Below are 21354 nucleotides of genomic sequence, written 5' to 3' on the forward strand. Positions count from 1 at the left end.
CGTCACGTAGGCGCTGACCCAATAATGATCACCGTTCTTGCAACGGTTCTTCACCATGCCCATCCAGGAGCGGCCACGCTTGAGGGTTCGCCACATATGGGCAAAGGCCGCCGACGGCATGTCCGGATGACGCAACAGGTGATGGGGAGAGCCCAACAATTCTTCACGGCTGTAACCACTGATCTTGATGAAATCAGGGTTGGCGTAGGTGATCGCGCTGGTCAGATCGGTGGTCGAGAGGATGTTCGCATCAGGGGCAAAGTCCACGTTTCGCCCAGTAACCGGAAGGTTGATCTTCATGGATAGCGCGCTCGTAATTGTTGGGTGGAGTCAGCAGGGCTGCTGACTCTAAGCGCACTGAAAGCACAAATACTGATCCAGCTCAGGTTTAAAGCAATTAGCCATCATCGTGCTTGAAAAGCATAAATCGCTGCTTTATCCGCGATTGTCGGCGATCTCAGCGTTTTCCCATGGAGCGTCGAGTGCCCGGAGGCGCTACACCGGGGGTCTTGGCGTGATAGTCGCCACCACCACCCTGATACCCGGTCTGGCGGGCATTCTTGGCTGCCATGAACTGCGATGGCTTGAAAGGAAACTTGAACGCCGGGATCGCAGTCTTGCCGTCGCTGTCGCTGGCGACCGGCTCAGCCGCAGGCTCGGTGTGCGAAGCCTCATGGGGATCGGGCTGTACGGGGGATGTCATGGAAACTCCGGGGAGATAGGGCAGGCCGGCCCAGGAACAGGCCAGGGGAGCGGCAGTATACCTGTGCAGCGCAGCACTTTGAGCGAGCCGCCAGCCCCCATGAAGGACTTTTCTGACAGCGCTGACAGCCAGCCGTCACCGTGCTGACCCGATCACCGGGCTATAACTGTGCACAGATCATGGCCATCCTTCCGACATCATCGCTCCCGGCGCCCTACTCCCATGCCCATTACCAAGAAATCCGTCGTCTGCGCCGTCCTGCTCGTGGCCCTGGCCGCGGGTGCTGCGTGGTTCCTGAACAAGCCGGCGACCACCAGGCTAGCCACTCCCACGGCGATTCCGGTGCGGGTGGTGCAGGTGACCCGCCAGGATGTACCGCGCTACAGCAGCGGTATCGGCTCGGTGTTGTCACTGCACAGCGTGGTCATCCGGCCTCAGGTGGATGGCATTCTCACCAAGTTGCTGGCCAAGGAGGGGCAACTGGTCAAGGCCGGCGACCTGCTGGCCACCATCGACGACCGGGCGATCCGTGCCGCCCTGGACCAGGCCCGGGCCCAACTGGCGCAGAACCAGGCGCAGCTCCAGGTGGCCCAGGTCAACCTCAAGCGCTACAAGCTGCTGTCGGTGGATGACGGGGTTTCCAAGCAGACCTACGACCAGCAACTGGCCCTGGTCAACCAGCTCAACGCCACGGTCCAGGGCAACCAGGCAGCCATCGATGCTGCCCAGGTCCAACTGTCCTATACGCAGATTCGCTCCCCCGTTTCCGGCCGGGTCGGCATTCGCACCGTGGATGAAGGCAACTTCCTGCGCATGACGGACAGCCAGGGCCTGTTCTCAGTGACCCAGATCGACCCCATCGCCGTGGAGTTCTCCCTGCCCCAGCAAATGCTGCCGACCTTGCAACGCCTGCTCCGGGCCCAGGATCCTGCGGCAGTCAGGGTCTACCAGGGCGCGGACAGCGACAGCCCCGGAGCATTACTGGGCAACGGCCACTTGACCCTGATCGACAACCAGGTCGACAGCGGCACCGGCACCATCCGCGCCAAGGCCGAGTTCGACAATGCCCAGCAGGTGCTCTGGCCCGGGCAACTGGTGACGGTGAAGATCCAGACGGCCCTGGACCAGGGCGCGCTGACCGTGCCACCGACGGTGGTCCAGCGCGGCCTGGAGCAACACTTCGTGTACCGGCTCAAGGGCCAGCAGGTAGAGGCTGTACCGGTACAAGTGCTGTACCAGGACAGCGGCCTGAACATCATTTCCGGCGTCCAGGCCGGCGACCTGCTGGTCAGTGACGGCCAGTCGCGACTCAAGCCCGGCTCCCAGGTCCAGGTACTGAGCGATCCGCCCCAAGTAGCCCAGGCCGCGGAGTCCAAGCCATGAAGGGCCAAGGCTCGATCTCCGCCTGGTGCATCGATCATCCGGTCGCCACCGTCCTGCTGACCTTTGCCCTGGTATTGCTGGGCCTGATCGCCTTCCCACGGCTGCCGGTGGCGCCACTGCCGGAGGCCGAGTTCCCCACCATCCAGGTTTCCGCCGCCCTGCCCGGGGCCAGCCCGGACACCATGGCCTCCTCGGTGGCCACGCCGCTGGAAGTGCAATTCAGTGCCATTCCCGGCATGACCCAGATGACCTCCAGCAGCGCCCTGGGCACGTCCCTGCTGACCTTGCAATTCACCCTGGACAAAAGCATCGATACCGCGGCGCAAGAAGTGCAGGCGGCGATCAACACCGCGGCCGGCAAACTGCCCAAGGACATGCCCACCCTGCCTACCTGGAAGAAGGTCAACCCCGCCGACAGCCCGGTGCTTATCCTCAGCATCAGCTCCACGCAAATGCCCGGGACCGAACTGAGCGACTACGCCGAGACCTTGCTGGCCCGGCAACTCAGCCAGATCGACGGGGTCGGCCAGATCAACATCACCGGCCAGCAGCGCCCGGCGATCCGGGTCCAGGCCTCGGCGGACAAGCTGGCGGCCATCGGCCTGACCCTGGCCGACATCCGCCTGGCGATCCAGCAGACCAGCCTCAACCTGGCCAAGGGCGCGCTGTACGGCGAGTCGAGCATTTCCACCCTGTCCACCAACGATCAGTTGTTCCATCCCGAGGAATACGGCCAGCTGATCGTTTCCTACAAGAATGGCGCACCGGTACGCCTGCAGGATGTGGCCCGGGTGGTCAACGGTCCGGAAGACGCCTATGTCCAGGCCTGGTCCGGTGACCAGCCCGGGGTCAACCTGGTGATCTCGCGCCAGCCGGGCGCCAATATCGTCGAGACCGTGGACCGTATCCAGGCGGCCCTGCCTGGCCTGGAGGCGATGCTGCCGGCCTCGGTGCAGGTCAAGGTGCTGGTGGACCGCACCCAGACCATCCGCGCCTCGCTGCATGAGGTGGAGGTCACCCTGCTGATCGCCGTGCTGCTGGTAGTGGCGGTGATGGCGCTGTTCCTGCGCCAGTGGTCGGCGACCCTGATCGTCTCGGCGGTGCTGGGTGTGTCCCTGACCGCCAGTTGCGCACTGATGTACGTGATGGGCTTCAGCCTGAACAACCTGACCCTGGTGGCCATCGTCATCGCCGTCGGTTTCGTGGTGGACGACGCCATCGTGGTGGTGGAAAACATCCACCGCCACCTGGAAGCCGGCGACGGCATGCGTGAGGCGGCGATCAAGGGCGCCGGGGAGATCGGCTTTACCGTGGTGTCCATCAGCTTCTCCCTGGTGGCGGCATTCATTCCGTTGCTGTTCATGGGCGGCGTGGTGGGGCGGCTGTTCAAGGAGTTCGCCCTGACCGCCACCTCGACCATCATGATCTCGGTGGTGGTCTCGCTGACCCTGGCGCCGACCCTGGCAGCGCTGTTCATGCGCGCTCCGGTACATCCGCCCCATAGCAAGCCGGGCTTCGGCGAGCGCCTGCTGGCCCTGTACGAGCGTGGCCTGCGCAAGGCCCTGGCGCACCAGAAACTGATGCTGGGCATCTTCGGCCTGACCCTGGCCATGGCGATCGCGGGCTACGTCCTGATTCCCAAGGGGTTCTTCCCGGTGCAAGACACCGGTTTCGTCCTTGGTACCACCGAGGCTGCGGCGGATATTTCCTACCCGGACATGGTGAAAAAACACCAGGCCCTGGCCGAAATCGTCGCCGCCGATCCCGCGGTGCAGGCGTTCTCCCATTCGGTGGGGGTATCGGGCAGCAACCAGACCATCGCCAACGGCCGGTTCTGGATCTCGCTGAAAAAACGCGGCGAGCGAGACGTCTCCGCCAGCGCCTTCATCGATCGCATCCGCCCGCAATTGATGAAGGTGCCGGGGATCACCCTCTATCTGCGGGCCGGCCAAGACATCAACCTCAGCTCCGGTCCGAGCCGTGCCCAGTACCAGTACGTGCTCAAGAGCAACGACGGTGCGACCCTGAGCACCTGGACCCAGCGCCTGACCGAGAAACTGCGTGGCAACCCGGCCTTTCGCGATATTTCCAACGACCTGCAACTGGGTGGCAGCATCACCCACATAGAGATCGACCGGGTCGCTGCGAGCCGCTTCGGCCTGACGGCCAGCGATGTCGACGAGGCGTTGTACGACGCCTTCGGCCAGCGCCAGATCAACGAATTCCAGACCCAGGTCAACCAGTACAACGTGATCCTCGAACTCGACACCCGGCAACGGGGCAAGGCCGAGAGCCTCAGCTACTTCTATCTGCGCTCGCCGCTGACCGGGGAAATGGTCCCTCTCTCGGCCCTGGCGCGCTTCGATCCACCCACCGTGGGGCCGTTGTCGATCGCCCACGACGGCATGTTCCCGGCGGCCAACCTGTCGTTCAACCTGGCCCCCGGCGTGGCCCTGGGCGACGCGGTGATCCTGCTGGACCAGGCCAAGAGCCAGATCGGCATGCCAGCCTCCATCAGCGGCAACTTCCAGGGGGCAGCCCAGGCGTTCCAGAGCTCCCTGGCCAGCCAGCCCTACCTGATCCTCGCCGCGCTGGTGGCGGTCTACATCATCCTCGGGGTGCTGTACGAAAGCTTCGTGCATCCTTTGACCATCATTTCCACCCTGCCCTCGGCGGGCCTGGGCGCCTCGCTGATGCTCTGGCTGTGTGGCCAGGACTTCTCGATCATGGCGCTGATCGGCCTGGTACTGCTGATCGGCATCGTCAAGAAAAACGGCATCCTGATGATCGACTTCGCCCTTGAAGCCCAGCGCCAAGGCGGCCTGGCGCCTCAGGAAGCGATCTACCAGGCCTGCCTCACCCGCTTCCGCCCCATCATCATGACCACCCTGGCCGCCCTGCTCGGCGCCTTGCCCCTGATGCTCGGCTATGGCACTGGCGCCGAACTGCGCCAGCCCCTGGGCATCGCCGTGGTCGGTGGCCTGCTGGTGAGCCAGGCGCTGACGCTGTTCACCACGCCGGTCATATACTTGTGGCTCGAGCGGCTGTTCCACCGGCCCCGGTCGGCCCTGTTGCCGGCAACCAATACCTGAGGCGGGTCATGCGCGTTCTGATTATCGAAGACGAAGAAAAAACCGCGGACTACCTGCACCGCGGATTGACCGAGCAAGGCTATACCGTGGACCTGGCCCGGGATGGCATCGAGGGCCTGCACCTGGCCCTGGAAGCCGACTATGGCGTGATCGTGCTCGATGTCATGCTGCCGGGCCTGGACGGCTTCGGCGTGCTGCGGGCCCTGCGCGCGCGCAAGCAGACCCCGGTGATCATGCTCACCGCCCGAGAACGGGTGGAAGACCGGATCAGGGGCCTGCGCGATGGCGCCGACGACTACCTGGGCAAGCCGTTTTCCTTTCTCGAACTGGTGGCTCGATTGCAGGCCCTGACCCGGCGCAGTGGCGGCCACGAACCGGTGCAAATCAGCATCGCCGACCTGTGGATCGACCTGATCAGTCGCAAGGCCAGCCGCGCCGGTACTCGCCTGGACCTGACCGCCAAGGAGTTCTCGCTGCTCAGCGTGCTGGCCCGGCGCCAGGGTGAGATCCTCTCCAAGACCGCCATTGCCGAGATGGTCTGGGACATCAATTTCGACAGCGACGCCAACGTCGTGGAGGTGGCGATCAAGCGCCTGCGGGCCAAGCTCGACGGGCCTTTCGAACACAAGTTGCTGCATACCATCCGCGGCATGGGCTACGTACTGGAGAACCGCAGTGCCGAGTAACTCCATCGCCCTACGCCTGAGCGGCTTGTTCACCCTGGTGGCGCTGCTGATCTTCCTGCTGATCGGCGGGGCGCTCTATCAACAGGTGGACAAGGGCCTGGGCCAGTTGCCGGAGGCCGAGCTGGATGCGCGCTACAGCGTGCTGGAGTCAGCCTTGACCCGCTATGGCAACCCCGAACACTGGGGCAAGATCAGCGCCAAGCTCAAGCTGCTCAGCGAGGAAGACAAGCGCATCCGCTTCTGGGCCATCAGCGGCGACCCGGACTATGAATACGGCAATCCCGATGCGCGGCTCCGCGCCTTTGCCCAGGGCCCGTTGGGCATGCGCGACTTGAGCCTGGACGAGCATCCCTATCCGTTGCGGGTGCTGGTCAGCCAGTTGCCGGCCAAGGAACAGCGCCCGCCCCTGCGCTTTTTGATTGCCATCGACACCGAGGCCTTCCACCAGACCCAGCACCAGTTGCTGATTGCCTTGATCGGCCTGGCCATCGTCGGCGTTCTGCTGGCCTCGGCCCTGGGCTATTGGGTGGCGCGGATCGGCCTCAAGCCGCTGATCAAGCTGTCCCAGGAAGCCCAGCGCCTGGCCCCGCCAAGGCTCTCGGGGCGCCTGCAGCTGTCACCGCTGCCACCGGAGCTGAGCCAGTTCGTCAACTCGTTCAACTCCACCCTGGAACGGGTCGAACTGGCTTACTCGCGCCTGGAGTCGTTCAACGCCGACGTGGCCCATGAGCTGCGCTCGCCACTGACCAACCTGATCGGCCAGACCCAGGTGGCCCTGACCCGGGGGCGCTCCGCGGAGCACTACTTCGAGGTGCTGCAATCGAATCTCGAAGAACTGGAACGGTTGCGCTCGATCGTCAACGACATGCTGTTCCTGGCCAGCGCCGACCAGGGCAGCAAGGCCACCAAGCTCACCAGCGCCTCCCTGGCCACGGAGGTGGCGACCACCCTGGACTACCTGGATTTCATCCTCGAAGACGCCCAGGTCAGGGTCGAGGTCCAGGGCGACGCCCAGGTCCGCATCGAGATCGCCCACCTGCGCCGGGCGCTGATCAACCTGCTGAGCAACGCCGTGCAGCACACCGCCGCCGGCGAAGTGATCCGGGTCCGGATCGAGGTTCAGGAACAACAAGTGGCGATCGCCGTCAGCAATCCGGGACAGGGCATCGCCAGCGAGCACCTGCCGCGCTTGTTCGAGCGTTTCTACCGGGTGGATGCCTCACGCAGCAACAGCGGCGCCAACCATGGATTGGGCCTGGCCATCGTCAAGGCCATCGCCCTGATGCACGGCGGCGACGTCTTCGTGCGCAGCGATCGAGGGATCAATACCTTCGGTCTCTACCTGCCCCGCTGAAACCGCCGCCAACACCTGACCTGGGACAAGAGGCGGCAAAATCCTGCAACCATCACGCTCTTGACTGTTGTTTTTTTGGTAACAGTCCTTATCCTGTTCGGCTCTTTTTCCAGCCTCATCGTGGTTATATTTTTGTCGCACCGAATTGAACTTGCTCTGCAAGAAGGTCTTCAGAAATGTCCAACAGCATGGGTATTGCCAGCGCGTTCGTCTTGTCTTCCCTGTTCGTGGCGCCAGCCGCCATGGCCGAAGAGTCCCAGGCTTTCATCGCACGCAATGCCGCACGCGCCGCCGCGTTCGAACAAGCACAGATCGCCCAGGCGGCCCAGCAGCAGAACAGTCAGCAAGCCCAGAAGATCACTGCCGAGCACAGCAAGGCTGATGCCCAAAAGGACAGTTGATCCAAGCCAACGACTCGTTTCCCTCGACAACTTCTCTGTTTTCAATGCCGAGTAAGTTGTCTTAAAGCCGCTGAATCCAGCGGCTTTTTTTTGTCGTGGAGAAATCCCCGGCACGTTCGTCATGTACAGAACAAGAACACACCGAATTCAAAATAAAAAACTATCTTCACCCACCAAAGGAGCAACACGTTGTTTAGGACTTCGCTGAAGGTCAGCCCACTATTCATTGCAATCGCTGCAACTATCCCGAGCCTCGCACAAGCCGCCGAGGACAGCGCGACCGAGGGTTTCGTCGCCGGTTCGAGCCTCAAGCTCAACGCCCGCAACTACTACATGAACCGCAACCGCCAACAGCATAAGGATGACAACATCGAGTGGGGCCAAGGCTTCCTGGGGGTTTTCCAGTCCGGCTATACCGAGGGCACCGTCGGTTTCGGCGTGGATGCCAATGCCATGCTCGGCCTCAAGCTCGATGGTGGTGGCGGCACCGATGGCTCGAGCATCCTGCCGATCAGCCGCAGCGGCAAGGACGGCGGCAAGGCCCCCGGCTCCTTCTCCACCGCCGGCGCGACCCTGAAGATGTGCGCCTTCGACACCGAACTGAAAGCCGGTGACCTGTTCCTCAACAACCCGGTGATCGCCGGGGGCATGAGCCGCATGCTGCCGCAGACTTTCCGTGGCGTGAGCCTGACCAACCACAGCTTCGACGGCTGGTTGATCGAAGGTGGCCAGGCCAGCTTCACCAAGCTCTACAACCAGAGCGGCCACAAGCGCATTGGTACCGCCTACGGCGCCTTGCCCAGCAATGATGAAAGCCGTCACCTGAACTGGGCCGGGGTGGCCTGGAGCGGCGTGCCGGGACTGACCAGCAGCCTCTATGCCTCCGAACTCAAGGACATCTGGAACCAGTACTACTACGACCTGGACTACACCTACGCGGTCAATGACCTGGTCAGCCTCAACCCCGGCCTGCACTACTACCACACCCAGGACACCGGCAAGGCCCTGCTGGGCAACATCGACAACAACACCTACAGCCTGCACTTCACCGTCGGCGTGGGTAGCCACAGCGTCACCGCCGCCTACCAGCGGGTCAACGGCAATACACCGTTCGACTACATCAACCAGGGTGACAGCATCTACCTGGACAACTCCCAGCAGTACTCGGACTTCAACGGCCCCAACGAACGCTCGTGGAAGCTCAAGTACGCCTATGACTTCGCCGGCATCGGCCTGCCTGGCCTGACCTCGGCGCTATCCTATTCGCGCGGCGAGCTGGATCTGACCAAGGTCAATCCGAACAGCCCTGGTTACTCCAGCTGGTACAGCGCCGATGGCAAGAATGCCAAGCATTGGGAACGCGACCTGGATATCAAGTACGTGGTGCAGGGCGGCAAGGCCAAGGACCTGGCGGTGCGCCTGCAATGGGCAACCAACCGGGGTGGCAATGGTTACCGCGTCGTGGATAACGACACCGACGAATACCGTGTGATCGTCGACTACCCGATCAATGTCTTCTAAGACGCTATAAATAGAAGGCCAGCAAGTGTTGCTGGCCTTTTGTTTATGTGGGATTTATACAAGCGCCAGGGATCGATCGCTTTGCCCGGTCGCCCACACAAGGCTCGAAAATCCTCGAGGTAGCAAAAATCAGAACCATGAGCTTGAGCAGTGCGACATCCCGCACAGGGACACCCGCATCAAACTCCGAACGATTGTTGATCCTGGCCAGTTCGCTGATCGTCGCGGCCATCCTCGGCATCGTCACCTTCCTGCTGATTCGCGAGCGTGCCTCCGCCGAACAGGCCGCCATTCGTGCCGCAAACAACATCGTGCAACTGATCGATGCCGATGTGATGCGTAACGTGGAACTCTACGATCAGTCGCTCAAAGGGCTGATCAGCGCGGCACAACGCAGCGACCTGGATAATGTTTCCGCCGCCATTCGCCACCTGGCTCTCTTCGATCGTGCCAGCGCCGCCCCCTACAAGGGCGATATCCTGTTGCTGGACAAGCACGGCGACGTCCTTGCCGACTCGGCCTCGGTGCAGCCACGCAAGGCCAACTTCGCCGATCGTGAGTACTTCCGACTCCATGCCGCCAACCCGGCACCGGGGATGATGATCAGCCGGCCATTCCGTGCCCGTACCACCGAACAGGATTGGCGCATCAGCTTCAGCCGTCGCCTCAATGGCGAGAACGGCGAGTTCCAGGGCGTCGCCGAGGCGGCCATGCGCCTGAGCTATTTCAACCAACTGTTCAAGAACCTCGATATCGGCCGCAACGGCACGATCAACCTGATCAGCCGAGAAGGCATCCTCCTGGCACAACAACCACAGCTGGCCGACGACCTGGTGGGCAAGGACTTCAGCCAGCGTCCCAACTTCGTACGTTTCCTGCGTGAGGGCTATGGCAGCTTCAGCAGCATTTCCAGCGTTGACCAGATGCCACGGCTGTACACCTTCTCCAAGGTTGGCGACCTGCCGTTGATCGTCATCGTCGCCTTGGCTACCGACGAAGTCTTCGGCTCGTGGCGGCGCACCGCGCTGCTGGTCAGCGGCGCTACGGGAGCGCTGTGCATCGCGTTGCTCTGGCTGACCTTGTTGCTGTGTCGTGAACTACGACGCCGGCACAACGCCGAGCAGGAACTGGCTCGCCTGGCCTCCATCGACGCCCTCACCGGCCTGGCCAATCGCCGTACGCTGGACCTGGCCCTGAAAAATGAATGGGCCCGGGCCCAGCGCTCACTCCAACCGCTGTCGCTGCTGATGATCGATGTCGATCACTTCAAGAATTTCAATGATCGCTTCGGCCACCCCATGGGGGACCAGGCGTTGCATCTGGTGGCACAAACCATCGCGGCCTGCATCGGCCGGCCGACCGATCTGGCAGCCCGCTACGGCGGCGAGGAATTCGCCGTGGTTCTACCCGGCACCGATACCGTCGGGGCCTCGCTATTAGCGGAAAAGATCCGCACCAGCATCCAGGACTTGCCGGCCATCAGCGAACAGGCCGCTTCCCTGACCGTGAGCATCGGCATCAATACCTGGTCGGGCAACCCGGGTGCCAGCCAGCAGGAGTGGTTGAACAACGCCGACAAGGCGCTGTACCAGGCCAAGTCCAGCGGACGCAACCGAGTGGTTTCCAATATGTCCCAGGGCTGTTCCAGGCGCAGTGCCTGAAACCTGGGCATAAAAAAAGGCCATCCGGGGGGATGGCCTTCAAAATAAAAGGAAAGAGAGTGTTACTTACACGGCCGCGACTGGACGCATGTAAGAGATCGGTGCAGTGCTGGCATCTTCGAAGGTCACCACTTCCCAGGCATCTTTCTGCTCAATCAACTTGCGCAGTAGCTGGTTGTTCAGTGCGTGGCCCGACTTGAAGCCTTTGAACTCACCAATCAGGCTGTTGCCCAGCAGGTAGAGGTCACCAATTGCATCCAGGATCTTGTGCTTGACGAACTCGTCTTCGTAGCGAAGACCGTCTTCGTTCAGCACGCCATCCGAATCGACCACAATGGCGTTTTCGACGCTGCCGCCGAGTGCGAGGTTGTGCTTGCGCAGGTACTCGATATCACTCATGAAACCAAAGGTACGGGCGCGACTGACTTCTTTTACGAACGAAGTACTGGAGAAATCCACGCTTGCACTCTGGGTGCGGTCACGGAAAACCGGGTGATCGAAATCGATCTCGAAGCTCACTTTGAAACCATCGAAAGGTACGAAAGTGGCGCGCTTGTCGCCGTCTTCCACTGTCACTTCACGAAGGATGCGGATGAACTTCTTAGCTGCGTCCTGTTCTTCGAGGCCGGCAGATTGAATCAGGAATACGAAGGGTCCGGCGCTACCATCCATGATCGGGACTTCGGACGCGGAGAGCTCGACGTAGGCGTTATCGATGCCCAGGCCAGCCATGGCCGAGAGCAAGTGCTCCACCGTGTCCACCTTGACGTCACCGTTGACCAGTGTCGTCGACATAGTGGTTTCGCCAACATTTTCCGCGCGAGCAGGGATCTGCACCACAGGGTCCAGGTCGGCACGACAAAACACAATGCCGGTGTCGACAGGCGCAGGCTTGAGGGTCAGGTATACCTTCTCCCCGGAATGCAGGCCTACACCTGTGGCACGGATAATATTCTTCAGGGTGCGTTGTTTAATCATGGCTTGGGCCGCTTCAGCGCAAATTGCGAACTGGTATCAACAAAGGCTGGCGATAATAGCAGACCATGCCTTTGCTGAACACCAATCACCCTAATACCCCTGATACATTCCATCAATCGGCCTGACGACGCAGGAATGCCGGGATGTCCAGGTAGTCCAGATCATCTTGCGGATTCAATTTCGCTGCGGTCGCCGCGTTCGATTGCGCCTGATTACGCATCACGGTCGGACGATCCAGGTCGCGGTAGTTCACCGACGGCAACTCCTGGCGAGCCGGGGCTGGCGCTTGCGACTGCGCAGACGACATGGAGGTCTGAACGGTGTTGTCGATGACCTTCACAGGCTTCTCGATCTTCGCACCCAGGCCGGTTGCTACCACGGTCACGTGCAACTCGTCGCGCATGTCCGGATCGATAACGGTACCGACCTTGACCATGGCGTGCTCGGACGCGAAGGCCTCGATGATGCTACCCACGTCGGAGTATTCGCCCAGGGACAGGTCAGGACCTGCGGTGATGTTCACCAGGATGCCGCGAGCGCCTTCCAGGTTCACGTCTTCCAGCAGCGGGTTGCGGATCGCCGCCTCGGTGGCTTCGCGTGCACGGTTCGGACCGCTGGCGCAGCCGGTACCCATCATCGCCATGCCCATTTCGCTCATGACGGTACGAACGTCGGCGAAGTCGACGTTGATCATGCCTGGACGCTTGATGATGTCGGAGATACCGCGAACGGCACCGGCCAATACATCGTCCGCCTTGGCGAAAGCCGACAGCAGGCTGGCGTCTTTACCCAGGATGGTCAGCAACTTCTCGTTGGGGATGGTGATCAACGAGTCGACGCTTTCGCTCAGCGCGCGGATGCCCTCATCGGCGATCTGCATGCGCTTGCGGCCTTCGAACGGGAACGGACGAGTCACCACCGCAACGGTGAGGATGCCCATTTCCTTGGCCACTTCGGCGATGATCGGCGCCGCACCGGTACCGGTACCGCCGCCCATGCCCGTGGTGATGAACACCATGTTGGTGCCCGCCAGTACTTCAGCGATACGCTCGCGGTCCTCCAGAGCGGCTTGGCGGCCGACTTCCGGGTTGGCACCCGCACCCAGGCCCTTGGTCACGCCGGTACCCAGTTGCAGGATGGTCCGCGCGCCGATGTTCTTCAGCGCTTGAGCATCGGTGTTGGCGCAGATGAACTCGACGCCTTCGATGTTGCTCTTGACCATGTGATTGACCGCGTTGCCGCCGCCACCGCCTACGCCGATAACCTTGATTACCGGACTTTGCGGGATGTTGTCTACGAGTTCGAACATTTTCCCTCTCCTTTCATTTCTCTAGTTTTTCGCCTACTGCCTACTGCTTTTACTGCGTACTGCTTGAAACGTGTCGCGTGAAACTGCTTATCAGAAGTTGCCCTGCACCCAGCTCTTGATTCGATCGATCAAGGCGGCCTTGGGCTCGTCACTGCTGTAACTGTCGCGGTTGCCGATACCGGAGAACTGGATGCCGTCGGACTGCTTCTGCAAACCGTATTGCAACAGGCCGACACCGGTGGAATAGATCGGGTTGCGCACTACGTCGGACAGGCCCTTGACGCTGTGGGGCACGCCCAGGCGGACTGGCATGTGGAAGATCTCTTCGGCCAGTTCCACCGCACCTTCCATCTTCGATGTACCGCCGGTGAGCACGATGCCCGCCGGGATCAGGTCTTCGTAGCCGCTGCGACGCAGTTCGGCCTGGATCAGGGTGAACAGCTCGTCGTAGCGTGGCTCGACCACTTCGGCCAGGGCCTGGCGCGACAACTCGCGTGGCGGACGATCGCCAACGCTCGGCACCTTGATGGTCTCGCCGGCACCGGCCAGCTTGGCCAGGGCACAGGCATAGCGGATCTTGATCTCTTCGGCGTACTGGGTCGGAGTCCGCAGGGCCATGGCGATGTCGTTGGTCACCTGGTCGCCAGCAATTGGGATCACCGCCGTGTGGCGGATCGCGCCCTCAGTGAAGATCGCCATATCGGTGGTACCGCCGCCGATATCCACCAGGCACACGCCCAGTTCCTTCTCGTCGTCGGTGAGCACCGCGTAGGCCGAGGCCAACTGCTCGAGGATGATGTCGTCGATCTCCAGGCCGCAACGGCGCACGCACTTCTCGATGTTCTGCGCCGCGTTCACCGCGCAGGTCACCACGTGGACCTTGGCTTCCAGGCGCACGCCGGACATGCCCAGGGGCTCGCGAACGCCCTCCTGGTTATCGATCACGTAGTCCTGCGGCAGGGTGTGCAGGACACGCTGGTCCGCTGGAATCGCCACGGCCTGGGCAGCGTCGAGTACCCGCTCCAGATCCGCCGAGCTGACCTCGCGATCACGGATCGCCACGATGCCGTGGGAGTTCAGGCTGCGGATGTGGTTACCCGCCACGCCGACGAACGCCGAGTGGATACGGCAGCCCGCCATCAGTTGCGCCTCTTCCACTGCGCGCTGGATCGACTGCACGGTGGACTCGATATTCACCACCACGCCCTTCTTCAGGCCGCGGGATGGATGGGTGCCGATACCGACGATTTCCAGCGAGCCATCGGCCGCGACTTCGCCTACCAGCGCCACCACCTTGGAGGTGCCGATATCCAGGCCGACGATCATTTTGCCGCTTTGCACATTTGCCATGGTCCTGCCTCTTCTTAATTCTTCGCGACAGCGGGCCGCGCCGTCGTGGGTGCCGCCGAATCGCGCCAGCCGACGGCCAGGCCGTTGGCGTAGCGCAGATCGATGCGCGCGATGTTCGTGATCTGTTCTTTCAGCGTTTTTTCATAAATGGCAATGAAGCGGCGCATCTTCTCCACCAGATGATCGCGACCCAGCAGCAACTCGATACCCGGGCCGGCACTGCCGGCACCGGTGGTCAGGAACCAACTGCCACGCTCACGCAGCTCCAGACGGGCGATCGAAAAGCCCAGCGGTCGCAGCATCTGGCTCAACACCTGATACTGCTGCATCACTTGCTGCTGGGCCCGCTGCGGCCCGAACAACTGCGGCAAGTGTTCATAGTTCGCCAGCTCACGCGGGGTGAAGGCCTGGCCCTGGTTGTTCAACAGTGCCTCATCGCCCCAACGGGCCACAGGCAGTTGTTCTTCCAGGCGAATCACCACTTGGTCCGGCCACACCCGACGTACCTCGGCATGAGCGATCCAGGGCATCTGCTCCAGCTCGGTGCGCATGCTCGCCAGGTCGATGGTGAAGAAGCTCGCCGCGACGTAAGGCGCGATCCGCTGCTGCACCGCTTGTTGGCTGATGTAGCTCAAGTCCCCTTGCACCGCGATCTTGGTGATCGGGCGATCGGCATAAGGCAACAGGCGCTGGGCACCTTCATAGGTGCCGAACCCCAGGGCCACCAACAGCACCGGCCAGAACAAACCTTTCAGAAAGCCGAAATTGGCCTTCGGCAGACGCACCGACATCGGCTCTTTGGCCACCATCCGGCTGGCACCCCGCGGCACCGGCTTGCGGCCGGGTGCTGCAGGTTGCTGATGACGAAGCGATGCGCCTTGCATGGACTTAACCTCGCGCCTCAAGACTGGCTGCCAGGATGGCCAATACCAGCTGCTGGAAATCCAGACCGGCCGCGCGGGCGGCCATCGGCACCAGACTGTGATCGGTCATGCCTGGAGCGGTATTCACTTCCAGGAACCAGAACTGCCCCTGGGCATCCTGCATCACATCGGCCCGCGCCCAACCGGCGATACCGAGCGCCTCGCAGGCCTTGGCCGTGAGCTCCATCAGTTCCTGCTCTTTGTCGGCATCCAGGCCACAAGGGATCCGGTACTGGGTATCGGATGCCAGGTACTTGGCGTCGTAGTCGTAGAAAGTATGGGGAGTACCCAGGGCAATAGGGGGCAGGACCTGGCCACGCAGGGTCGCGATGGTGAACTCCGGACCCTGGATCCATTGCTCGACCAACACTTGCGAATCATAGGTACTGGCCGCCTTCCATGCCTCGATCAATTCGGAGCTGGTGGTCACCTTGGCCATACCGATACTGGAGCCTTCATGGGCCGGTTTGACGATCAAAGGCATGCCCAGTTCCGCCACTGCGCAAATACAGTCGCTTTCAGAGCTCAGCACCGCATGGCGTGGAGTCGGAATGCCCAGGCTGTGCCAGACCTGCTTGGTCCGCAACTTGTCCATGGCCAGGGCCGAGGCGAGGATGCCACTGCCGGTGTAGGGGATCCCCAGGCACTCCAGCAGGCCCTGCATGCTGCCGTCCTCACCACCACGACCGTGGAGGATGATGAAGGCGCGATCGATCTTCTCGTTCAGCAAGCGCTGCAACAGGTCGTCGCCGACGTCGATGCCGAACGCATCCACACCGCCGCTTTGCAGGGCTTCGAGCACGGCCTTGCCGGACTTCAGCGAAACCTCGCGCTCGGCGCTCTTGCCGCCATACAGCACGGCCACGCGACCAAAATCGGCCGGCGCTACGGTGGAGAACAGGTTGGCGTAGGCAGCAGTCATTTCAATGCCCCCTTGCCAGCCGCCACGGCACCTTCGAACAACGGGCTGGCGAGCAGCTTGGGCGCCAGGCCGCCGATATCGCCGGCTCCTTGGCACAGCAGGATATCGCCAGCACGCAGCAGCGGCTTGACCACCGGCGCCAGGTCGACGCCACGCTCGATGTAGATCGGGTCCAGTTGGCCACGCTGACGGATGCTATGGCACAGCTGGCGACTGTCGGCACCGGGGATCGGCTCTTCGCCGGCCGGATAGACCTCCATCAACAGCAACACGTTGGCATCGGCCAGGACCTGCACGAAGTCGTCATACAGGTCACGGGTACGGCTGAAACGGTGCGGCTGGTAGACCATCACCAGGCGGCGCTCCGGCCAACCACCACGGACGGCCTTGATCACCGCGGCGACCTCGGTCGGGTGGTGCCCATAGTCGTCCACCAGCATCACGTTGCCACCTTCCACCGGCAGCTCGCCGTACACCTGGAAGCGTCGACCCACACCCTGGAAGCCCGACAGGCCCTGGACGATGGCTTCATCGCTGATGCCTTCATCGGTGGCAATGGCGATGGTCGCCAGGGAGTTGAGGACGTTGTGGTTGCCCGGCATGTTCACCGACACGTCCAACGGCTCGCGGTCGCGGCGCAGCACGGTAAAGAACGTCTGCATGCCTTGCTGGCGAACATTGATCGCCCGCACGTCGGCTTCTTCGTTGAAGCCGTAGGTCACGGTAGGACGCTTGACCTGCGGCAGGATCTCGCGGACCACCGGATCGTCCAGGCACATCACCGCCAGCCCGTAGAACGGCAGGTTGTGCAGGAAGTCGACGAAAGTCTTCTTCAGCTTGTTGAAGTCGCCGTCATAGGTCGCCATGTGGTCGGCGTCGATGTTGGTCACCACGGCCACCAGCGGCTGCAGGTGCAGGAAACTGGCATCGCTTTCGTCGGCTTCAGCGATCAGGTAGCGGCTGGTGCCCAGCTGCGCATTGGTACCTGCGGCATTGAGCCGGCCACCGATGACGAAGGTCGGGTCCAGGCCACCTGCGGCGAATACCGAGGCCAGCAGGCTGGTGGTGGTGGTCTTGCCATGGGTACCGGCCACGGCTACACCGTGGCGGTAACGCATCAGCTCAGCGAGCATTTCTGCCCGTGGCACCACCGGAATACGCCGCTCCAGGGCCGTGGCGACCTCAGGGTTCGAGGTATTGACCGCGCTGGACACCACCAGTACGTCGGCATTGGCGGCATTCTCGGCACGGTGGCCGATAAAGATCTGGGCACCGAAGGACTCCAGGCGCTCGGTAACGGCCGACGACTTGAGGTCGGAGCCGGAGACCTGATAGCCGAGGTTCATCAACACCTCGGCGATCCCGCACATGCCCACGCCGCCAATACCGACGAAGTGGATACGGCGGATACGGCGCATCTCCGGTTGCGGCATGGCTTTTTGATTCTCAACCATGGGCCACCTCCAGGCAGATCTTCACCACGTCCTGGGTCGCTTCGGGTTTGGCCAGGCGGCGTGCGGCCCGGGCCATGTTGTCGAGTCGTTCTGGTTGCATCAAAACCTCTGTCAGGCGAGCGGCAAGGTCCGCTGCACCAGTCGTTCTTTGCGGCATCAGGAAAGCAGCGCCTTCACGAGCCAAATATTCGGCATTGCGAGTCTGGTGATCGTCGATCGCATGGGGCAGAGGCACCAGCATCGAGGGCAGACCGGCAGCAGCCAGTTCGCTGACGGTCAACGCACCTGCGCGACAGACCACCAGGTCGGCCCAGCCATAGGCTTGGGCCATGTCTTTGATAAAGGGCTGCACCTGAGCCTCGACGCCAACGGCGCGATAACGCTCTGCAGTGACTTCATCGTGGTTTTTGCCAGCCTGGTGGAACACCTCCGGGCGTAGCTCGGGGGCGACCTGTGCCAGGGCTTCCGGCAACAGCTTGTTCAACGGCTCTGCGCCCAGGCTTCCGCCCAGGATCAGCAAACGCGCCTTGCGTCCGGCCAGGGCCTCGCGCGGTGTATCGAGGAACAGCTCGGTGCGTACCGGATTGCCCGTGGTGCGGCGGCTACCGGAGGCCCCGAAGGTGTCCGGGAAAGCTTCGCAGACTCGGGCGGCCAACGGCACCAGCAGCCGATTGGCGGTACCGGCAACTGCGTTCTGCTCGTGAACGACGACGGGCACCGAGGACAATCTGGCAGCGACACCGCCGGGCCCGGTCACATAACCACCAAAACCCAGTACGCAAACCGGCTTGAGCTGGCGAATGATGCGCCGCGCCTGGAGTACCGCCTTCAACAGCACGAAAGGTGCCTTGAGCAACGACAACTTGCCCTTGCCGCGCAGCCCGGTGACGTTGATCAAGTGCAACGGCAGGCCTGCTGCTGGAACCAGCTCGTTCTCGATACCCCGGGGCGTGCCCAGCCAGTGCACGGTGTAGCCGCGCGCCTGGAACTCGCGGGCACAGGCCAGCGCCGGGAACACGTGGCCACCGGTGCCGCCCGCCATGATCAGCACGTTAGCGCCCATGGTTCGGCTCCTCGGCAAAGTCACTTTCGTTGAACTCCATCTCTTCGCTGCCCAGATGGGTCCTGCTCTCCCATTCGATACGCAGCAACAAGCCAAGGCAGGCGCAGCAGATCACCAGGGAACTGCCGCCATAACTGAGGAACGGCAAGGTCAGCCCCTTGGTCGGCAACAGGCCGACGTTCACCCCGATGTTGATCAGGAACTGGCCGATCCACAGGAACGACAAACCATAGGCGACATAGGCAGCAAAGAACTGCCGGGCCTTCTCCGCCCACAGGCCGATGTACATGCCACGGATACAGACGAAACCGAACAGGGCCACGGTGCACAGCGACCCCACGGCGCCCAGCTCCTCGGCCAGCACCGAGAACACGAAGTCGGTATGCGCCTCAGGCAGGTAGAACTGTTTCTGCACGCTGTTGCCCAGGCCTACGCCCAGCCACTCGCCCCGTCCAAAGGCGATCAGCGCCTGGGACAGCTGGTAGCCGGCGCCGAACTGGTCGGCCCACGGGTCGGCGAAGTTGGTCAAACGCGCCATCCGGTAGGGCTGCATCTGGATCAACAGCACCACCGCCGCCACCGCCAGCACCACCATCAAGGAGAACCGGAACAGCCCGACGCCGCCAAGGAACAGCATCGCGGCCGCGGCCCCCATCATTACCACGGTGGCGCCGAAGTCCGGCTCCATCAGCAGCAGGCCGGCCATTGGCAACAGCACGATGAATGGCTTGAAGAAGCCCATCCAGCTTTCGCGTACTTCCTTCTGCCGGCGCACCAGATAGCCGGCGAGGTAGATCACCACGAAGACCTTGGCGATCTCCGATGGCTGGACGTTGAAGAAACTGAAGCCGATCCAGCGCATCGAACCGTTCACTTCACGGCCGATGCCCGGGATGATCACCATCACCAACAGGCCGAATGCACCGATCAGCATCATCCACCCCAGGCGCTGCCAGGTGGCGATCGGGATCATCATGGTGACGATGCACGCCCCCAGGCCCAGCAGGATGTAGATCAGGTGCCGGATCATGTAGTACAGCGCGCTGCCGGACTGGGCCGCCGCCACTTCGGTGGATGCCGAAGCGATCATGATCAGCCCCAGGCCGAGCAGCGTCAGGCAACCGGCGAGCATCGGGAAATCGAGGTCGACGCCACGTCCCGTGATAATCGGCGATGGATACGGCTTGATGATGTTCCTCAGGTTCATGCCAGCGCCTCCACGATGTGGACGAACTGGTGACCACGGTCCTCATAGTTCTTGAACATGTCGAAACTGGCGCACGCGGGCGACAGCAGCACCACGTCCCCTGGTCGTGCGGTCGAACGGCACTGCTGCACGGCTTCGAGCAGCGAGCCGACACGAATCAGCGGCACGCCCTCACCGATGGCCTCGCCTATCTGCTCCGAGTCACGCCCCATCAGGATCACTGCGCGGCAGTTGGCCGCCACAGGGTCACGCAGGTCCTTGAAGTCGGCGCCCTTGCCATCGCCACCGGCGATCAGCACGATGTTTCCATCGATATCCGCACCCAGGCCTTCGATGGCCGCCAGAGCAGCCCCCACATTGGTGGCCTTGGAGTCGTTGTAGTAGCCCACGCCATCCAGGTCGCGAACCCATTGGCAACGGTGCTCGAGGCCGGCAAAGGTGCGCAAGGCCGCCAGCATGGCATCGAACGGCAGGCCCACCGCATGCCCCAGGGCCAGTGCCGCCAGGGCGTTGGACTGGTTATGGGCGCCGCGGATCTTCAGCTCGCGCACCGGCATCAGGTTCTGGAACTCGAAAGCCAGGTACTTCTCGCCATTCTCCTCGCGCAGGCCAAAGGCCTTGAAGTCGGGCGCTCCCAGGCCAAAGCTCCAGCACGGCAGGCCCTCACCCACCAACGGCCGGGTCAGGGCGTCCTGGCGGTTGAACACCACTTGCCGGGCACCACGGAAGATCCGGTGCTTGGCCAGGTGATACGCGGGCAGGCCACTGTAGCGGTCCATGTGGTCTTCGCTGATGTTCAGCACGGTGGCTACTTCGGCACCGAGCTGGTCAGTGGTCTCCAACTGGAAGCTGGACAACTCCATGACATACAACTCGATGTCGTCGTCGAGCAGATCCAGGGCGGGTGTGCCGAGGTTACCGCCCACAGCCACACGCTTGCCTGCAGCGGCGGCCATTTCACCTACCAGGGTGGTCACCGTGCTCTTGGCATTGGAACCGCTGATGGCGACGATCGGGGCTTTCGCGTTACGCGCGAACAGTTCGATATCGCCGGAGAGCTTCACGCCACGGGCAGCGGCGGCCTGCAGGGCCGGAGTTGCCAGGGCCAGGCCGGGACTGACGTAAAGTTCGTCGGCACGGCACAGGAAATCGACATCCAGCTCGCCACAACGCACTTCCACCTGCGGGTAGTCACGGCGCAGCGTGGCGAGCTCAGGTGGATTTTCCCGCGTGTCGGCCACTGCAAAAGCAACGCCCCGGCTCGCCAGGAAGCGAACCAGGGACATGCCGCTCTTGCCGAGGCCGACGACGATGCGGAAGTGGTCAGAAGCGATCAGGGACACTCGT

Annotated in this window: 17 protein-coding genes and 1 pseudogene; 7 read left to right on the forward strand and 11 right to left on the reverse strand. The window is 62.5% G+C overall.

Going from position 1 to position 21354, the window contains the following annotated elements:
- Positions 1–18: 18 nt before the first annotated feature.
- Both ATY02_RS36735 and ATY02_RS30035 read right to left on the reverse strand, forming a co-directional pair.
- Positions 19–300: pseudogene (locus ATY02_RS36735) on the reverse strand (PAS domain-containing protein); the annotation flags it as partial.
- Between the two features lie 157 nt (positions 301–457).
- On the reverse strand, positions 458–703 hold the full coding sequence (locus tag ATY02_RS30035) for a hypothetical protein (protein WP_068578873.1): 246 nt from the start codon (positions 701–703) through the stop codon (positions 458–460).
- A gap of 222 nt (positions 704–925) precedes the next feature.
- Here ATY02_RS30035 and ATY02_RS30040 point away from each other — a divergent pair, with 222 nt between their 5' ends.
- The 7 genes from ATY02_RS30040 (at position 926) to ATY02_RS30070 (ending at position 10801) form a co-directional block, all read left to right on the forward strand.
- Entirely contained in the window at positions 926–2086 is a 1161-nt protein-coding gene (locus tag ATY02_RS30040) for an efflux RND transporter periplasmic adaptor subunit (RefSeq protein WP_068578871.1), read from the forward strand.
- Entirely contained in the window at positions 2083–5178 is a 3096-nt protein-coding gene (locus ATY02_RS30045) for a multidrug efflux RND transporter permease subunit (RefSeq protein ID WP_068578869.1), read from the forward strand. Before ATY02_RS30040 ends, ATY02_RS30045 begins: the two co-directional genes overlap by 4 nt.
- Positions 5179–5186: 8 nt before the next feature.
- On the forward strand, positions 5187–5864 hold the full coding sequence (locus ATY02_RS30050; protein ID WP_068578867.1) for a heavy metal response regulator transcription factor: 678 nt from the start codon (positions 5187–5189) through the stop codon (positions 5862–5864).
- Entirely contained in the window at positions 5854–7218 is a 1365-nt protein-coding gene (locus ATY02_RS30055) for a heavy metal sensor histidine kinase (RefSeq protein ID WP_068578864.1), read from the forward strand. Before ATY02_RS30050 ends, ATY02_RS30055 begins: the two co-directional genes overlap by 11 nt.
- A gap of 176 nt (positions 7219–7394) precedes the next feature.
- Positions 7395–7619, forward strand: a complete 225-nt coding sequence (locus tag ATY02_RS30060) for a hypothetical protein (protein WP_068578862.1) — start codon at positions 7395–7397, stop codon at positions 7617–7619.
- 189 nt (positions 7620–7808) lie between these two features.
- Positions 7809–9140: an OprD family porin gene (locus ATY02_RS30065; protein ID WP_068578860.1), complete on the forward strand. Its 1332-nt coding sequence runs from the start codon at positions 7809–7811 to the stop codon at positions 9138–9140.
- Positions 9141–9277: 137 nt separating this feature from the next.
- Positions 9278–10801: a sensor domain-containing diguanylate cyclase gene (locus ATY02_RS30070; protein ID WP_068578858.1), complete on the forward strand. Its 1524-nt coding sequence runs from the start codon at positions 9278–9280 to the stop codon at positions 10799–10801.
- 66 nt (positions 10802–10867) lie between these two features.
- Here ATY02_RS30070 and lpxC read toward each other — a convergent pair whose 3' ends face one another.
- The 9 genes from lpxC to murD all read right to left on the reverse strand — a co-directional run bounded on the left by lpxC (position 10868) and on the right by murD (position 21350).
- Positions 10868–11779: a UDP-3-O-acyl-N-acetylglucosamine deacetylase gene (gene lpxC, locus ATY02_RS30075; RefSeq protein WP_011063304.1), complete on the reverse strand. Its 912-nt coding sequence runs from the start codon at positions 11777–11779 to the stop codon at positions 10868–10870.
- A gap of 112 nt (positions 11780–11891) precedes the next feature.
- On the reverse strand, positions 11892–13088 hold the full coding sequence (gene ftsZ, locus ATY02_RS30080) for a cell division protein FtsZ (RefSeq protein ID WP_022640798.1): 1197 nt from the start codon (positions 13086–13088) through the stop codon (positions 11892–11894).
- 90 nt (positions 13089–13178) lie between these two features.
- The gene (gene ftsA / locus ATY02_RS30085) at positions 13179–14438 is read right to left on the reverse strand and encodes a cell division protein FtsA (protein ID WP_068595669.1); all 1260 of its coding nucleotides are present in this window, start codon (positions 14436–14438) and stop codon (positions 13179–13181) included.
- A 14-nt stretch (positions 14439–14452) separates the two neighbouring features.
- Positions 14453–15322, reverse strand: coding sequence for a cell division protein FtsQ/DivIB (locus tag ATY02_RS30090; RefSeq protein WP_068578850.1), 870 nt, complete (start codon positions 15320–15322; stop codon positions 14453–14455).
- Positions 15323–15326: 4 nt separating this feature from the next.
- A complete protein-coding gene (locus tag ATY02_RS30095) occupies positions 15327–16283 on the reverse strand; it encodes a D-alanine--D-alanine ligase (RefSeq protein ID WP_068578849.1) in 957 nt (318 codons plus the stop codon).
- Positions 16280–17737 carry a UDP-N-acetylmuramate--L-alanine ligase gene (gene murC, locus ATY02_RS30100; RefSeq protein WP_068578847.1) on the reverse strand — a complete coding sequence of 486 codons (1458 nt, stop codon included), beginning with the start codon at positions 17735–17737 and terminating at the stop codon, positions 16280–16282. The genes ATY02_RS30095 and murC overlap by 4 nt, the downstream gene beginning before the upstream one ends.
- Positions 17730–18800 carry an undecaprenyldiphospho-muramoylpentapeptide beta-N-acetylglucosaminyltransferase gene (gene murG, locus ATY02_RS30105; RefSeq protein ID WP_068578846.1) on the reverse strand — a complete coding sequence of 357 codons (1071 nt, stop codon included), beginning with the start codon at positions 18798–18800 and terminating at the stop codon, positions 17730–17732. Before murG ends, murC begins: the two co-directional genes overlap by 8 nt.
- The gene (gene ftsW, locus ATY02_RS30110) at positions 18790–20007 is read right to left on the reverse strand and encodes a putative lipid II flippase FtsW (RefSeq protein ID WP_068578845.1); all 1218 of its coding nucleotides are present in this window, start codon (positions 20005–20007) and stop codon (positions 18790–18792) included. Before ftsW ends, murG begins: the two co-directional genes overlap by 11 nt.
- Positions 20004–21350 carry a UDP-N-acetylmuramoyl-L-alanine--D-glutamate ligase gene (murD, locus tag ATY02_RS30115; protein WP_068578843.1) on the reverse strand — a complete coding sequence of 449 codons (1347 nt, stop codon included), beginning with the start codon at positions 21348–21350 and terminating at the stop codon, positions 20004–20006. Before murD ends, ftsW begins: the two co-directional genes overlap by 4 nt.
- Between the last annotated feature and the right edge of the window lie 4 nt (positions 21351–21354).

Origin of the sequence: Pseudomonas sp. BIOMIG1BAC, from assembly GCF_001705995.2 — a bacterium.
GTDB classification, from domain to species: domain Bacteria; phylum Pseudomonadota; class Gammaproteobacteria; order Pseudomonadales; family Pseudomonadaceae; genus Aquipseudomonas; species Aquipseudomonas sessilinigenes.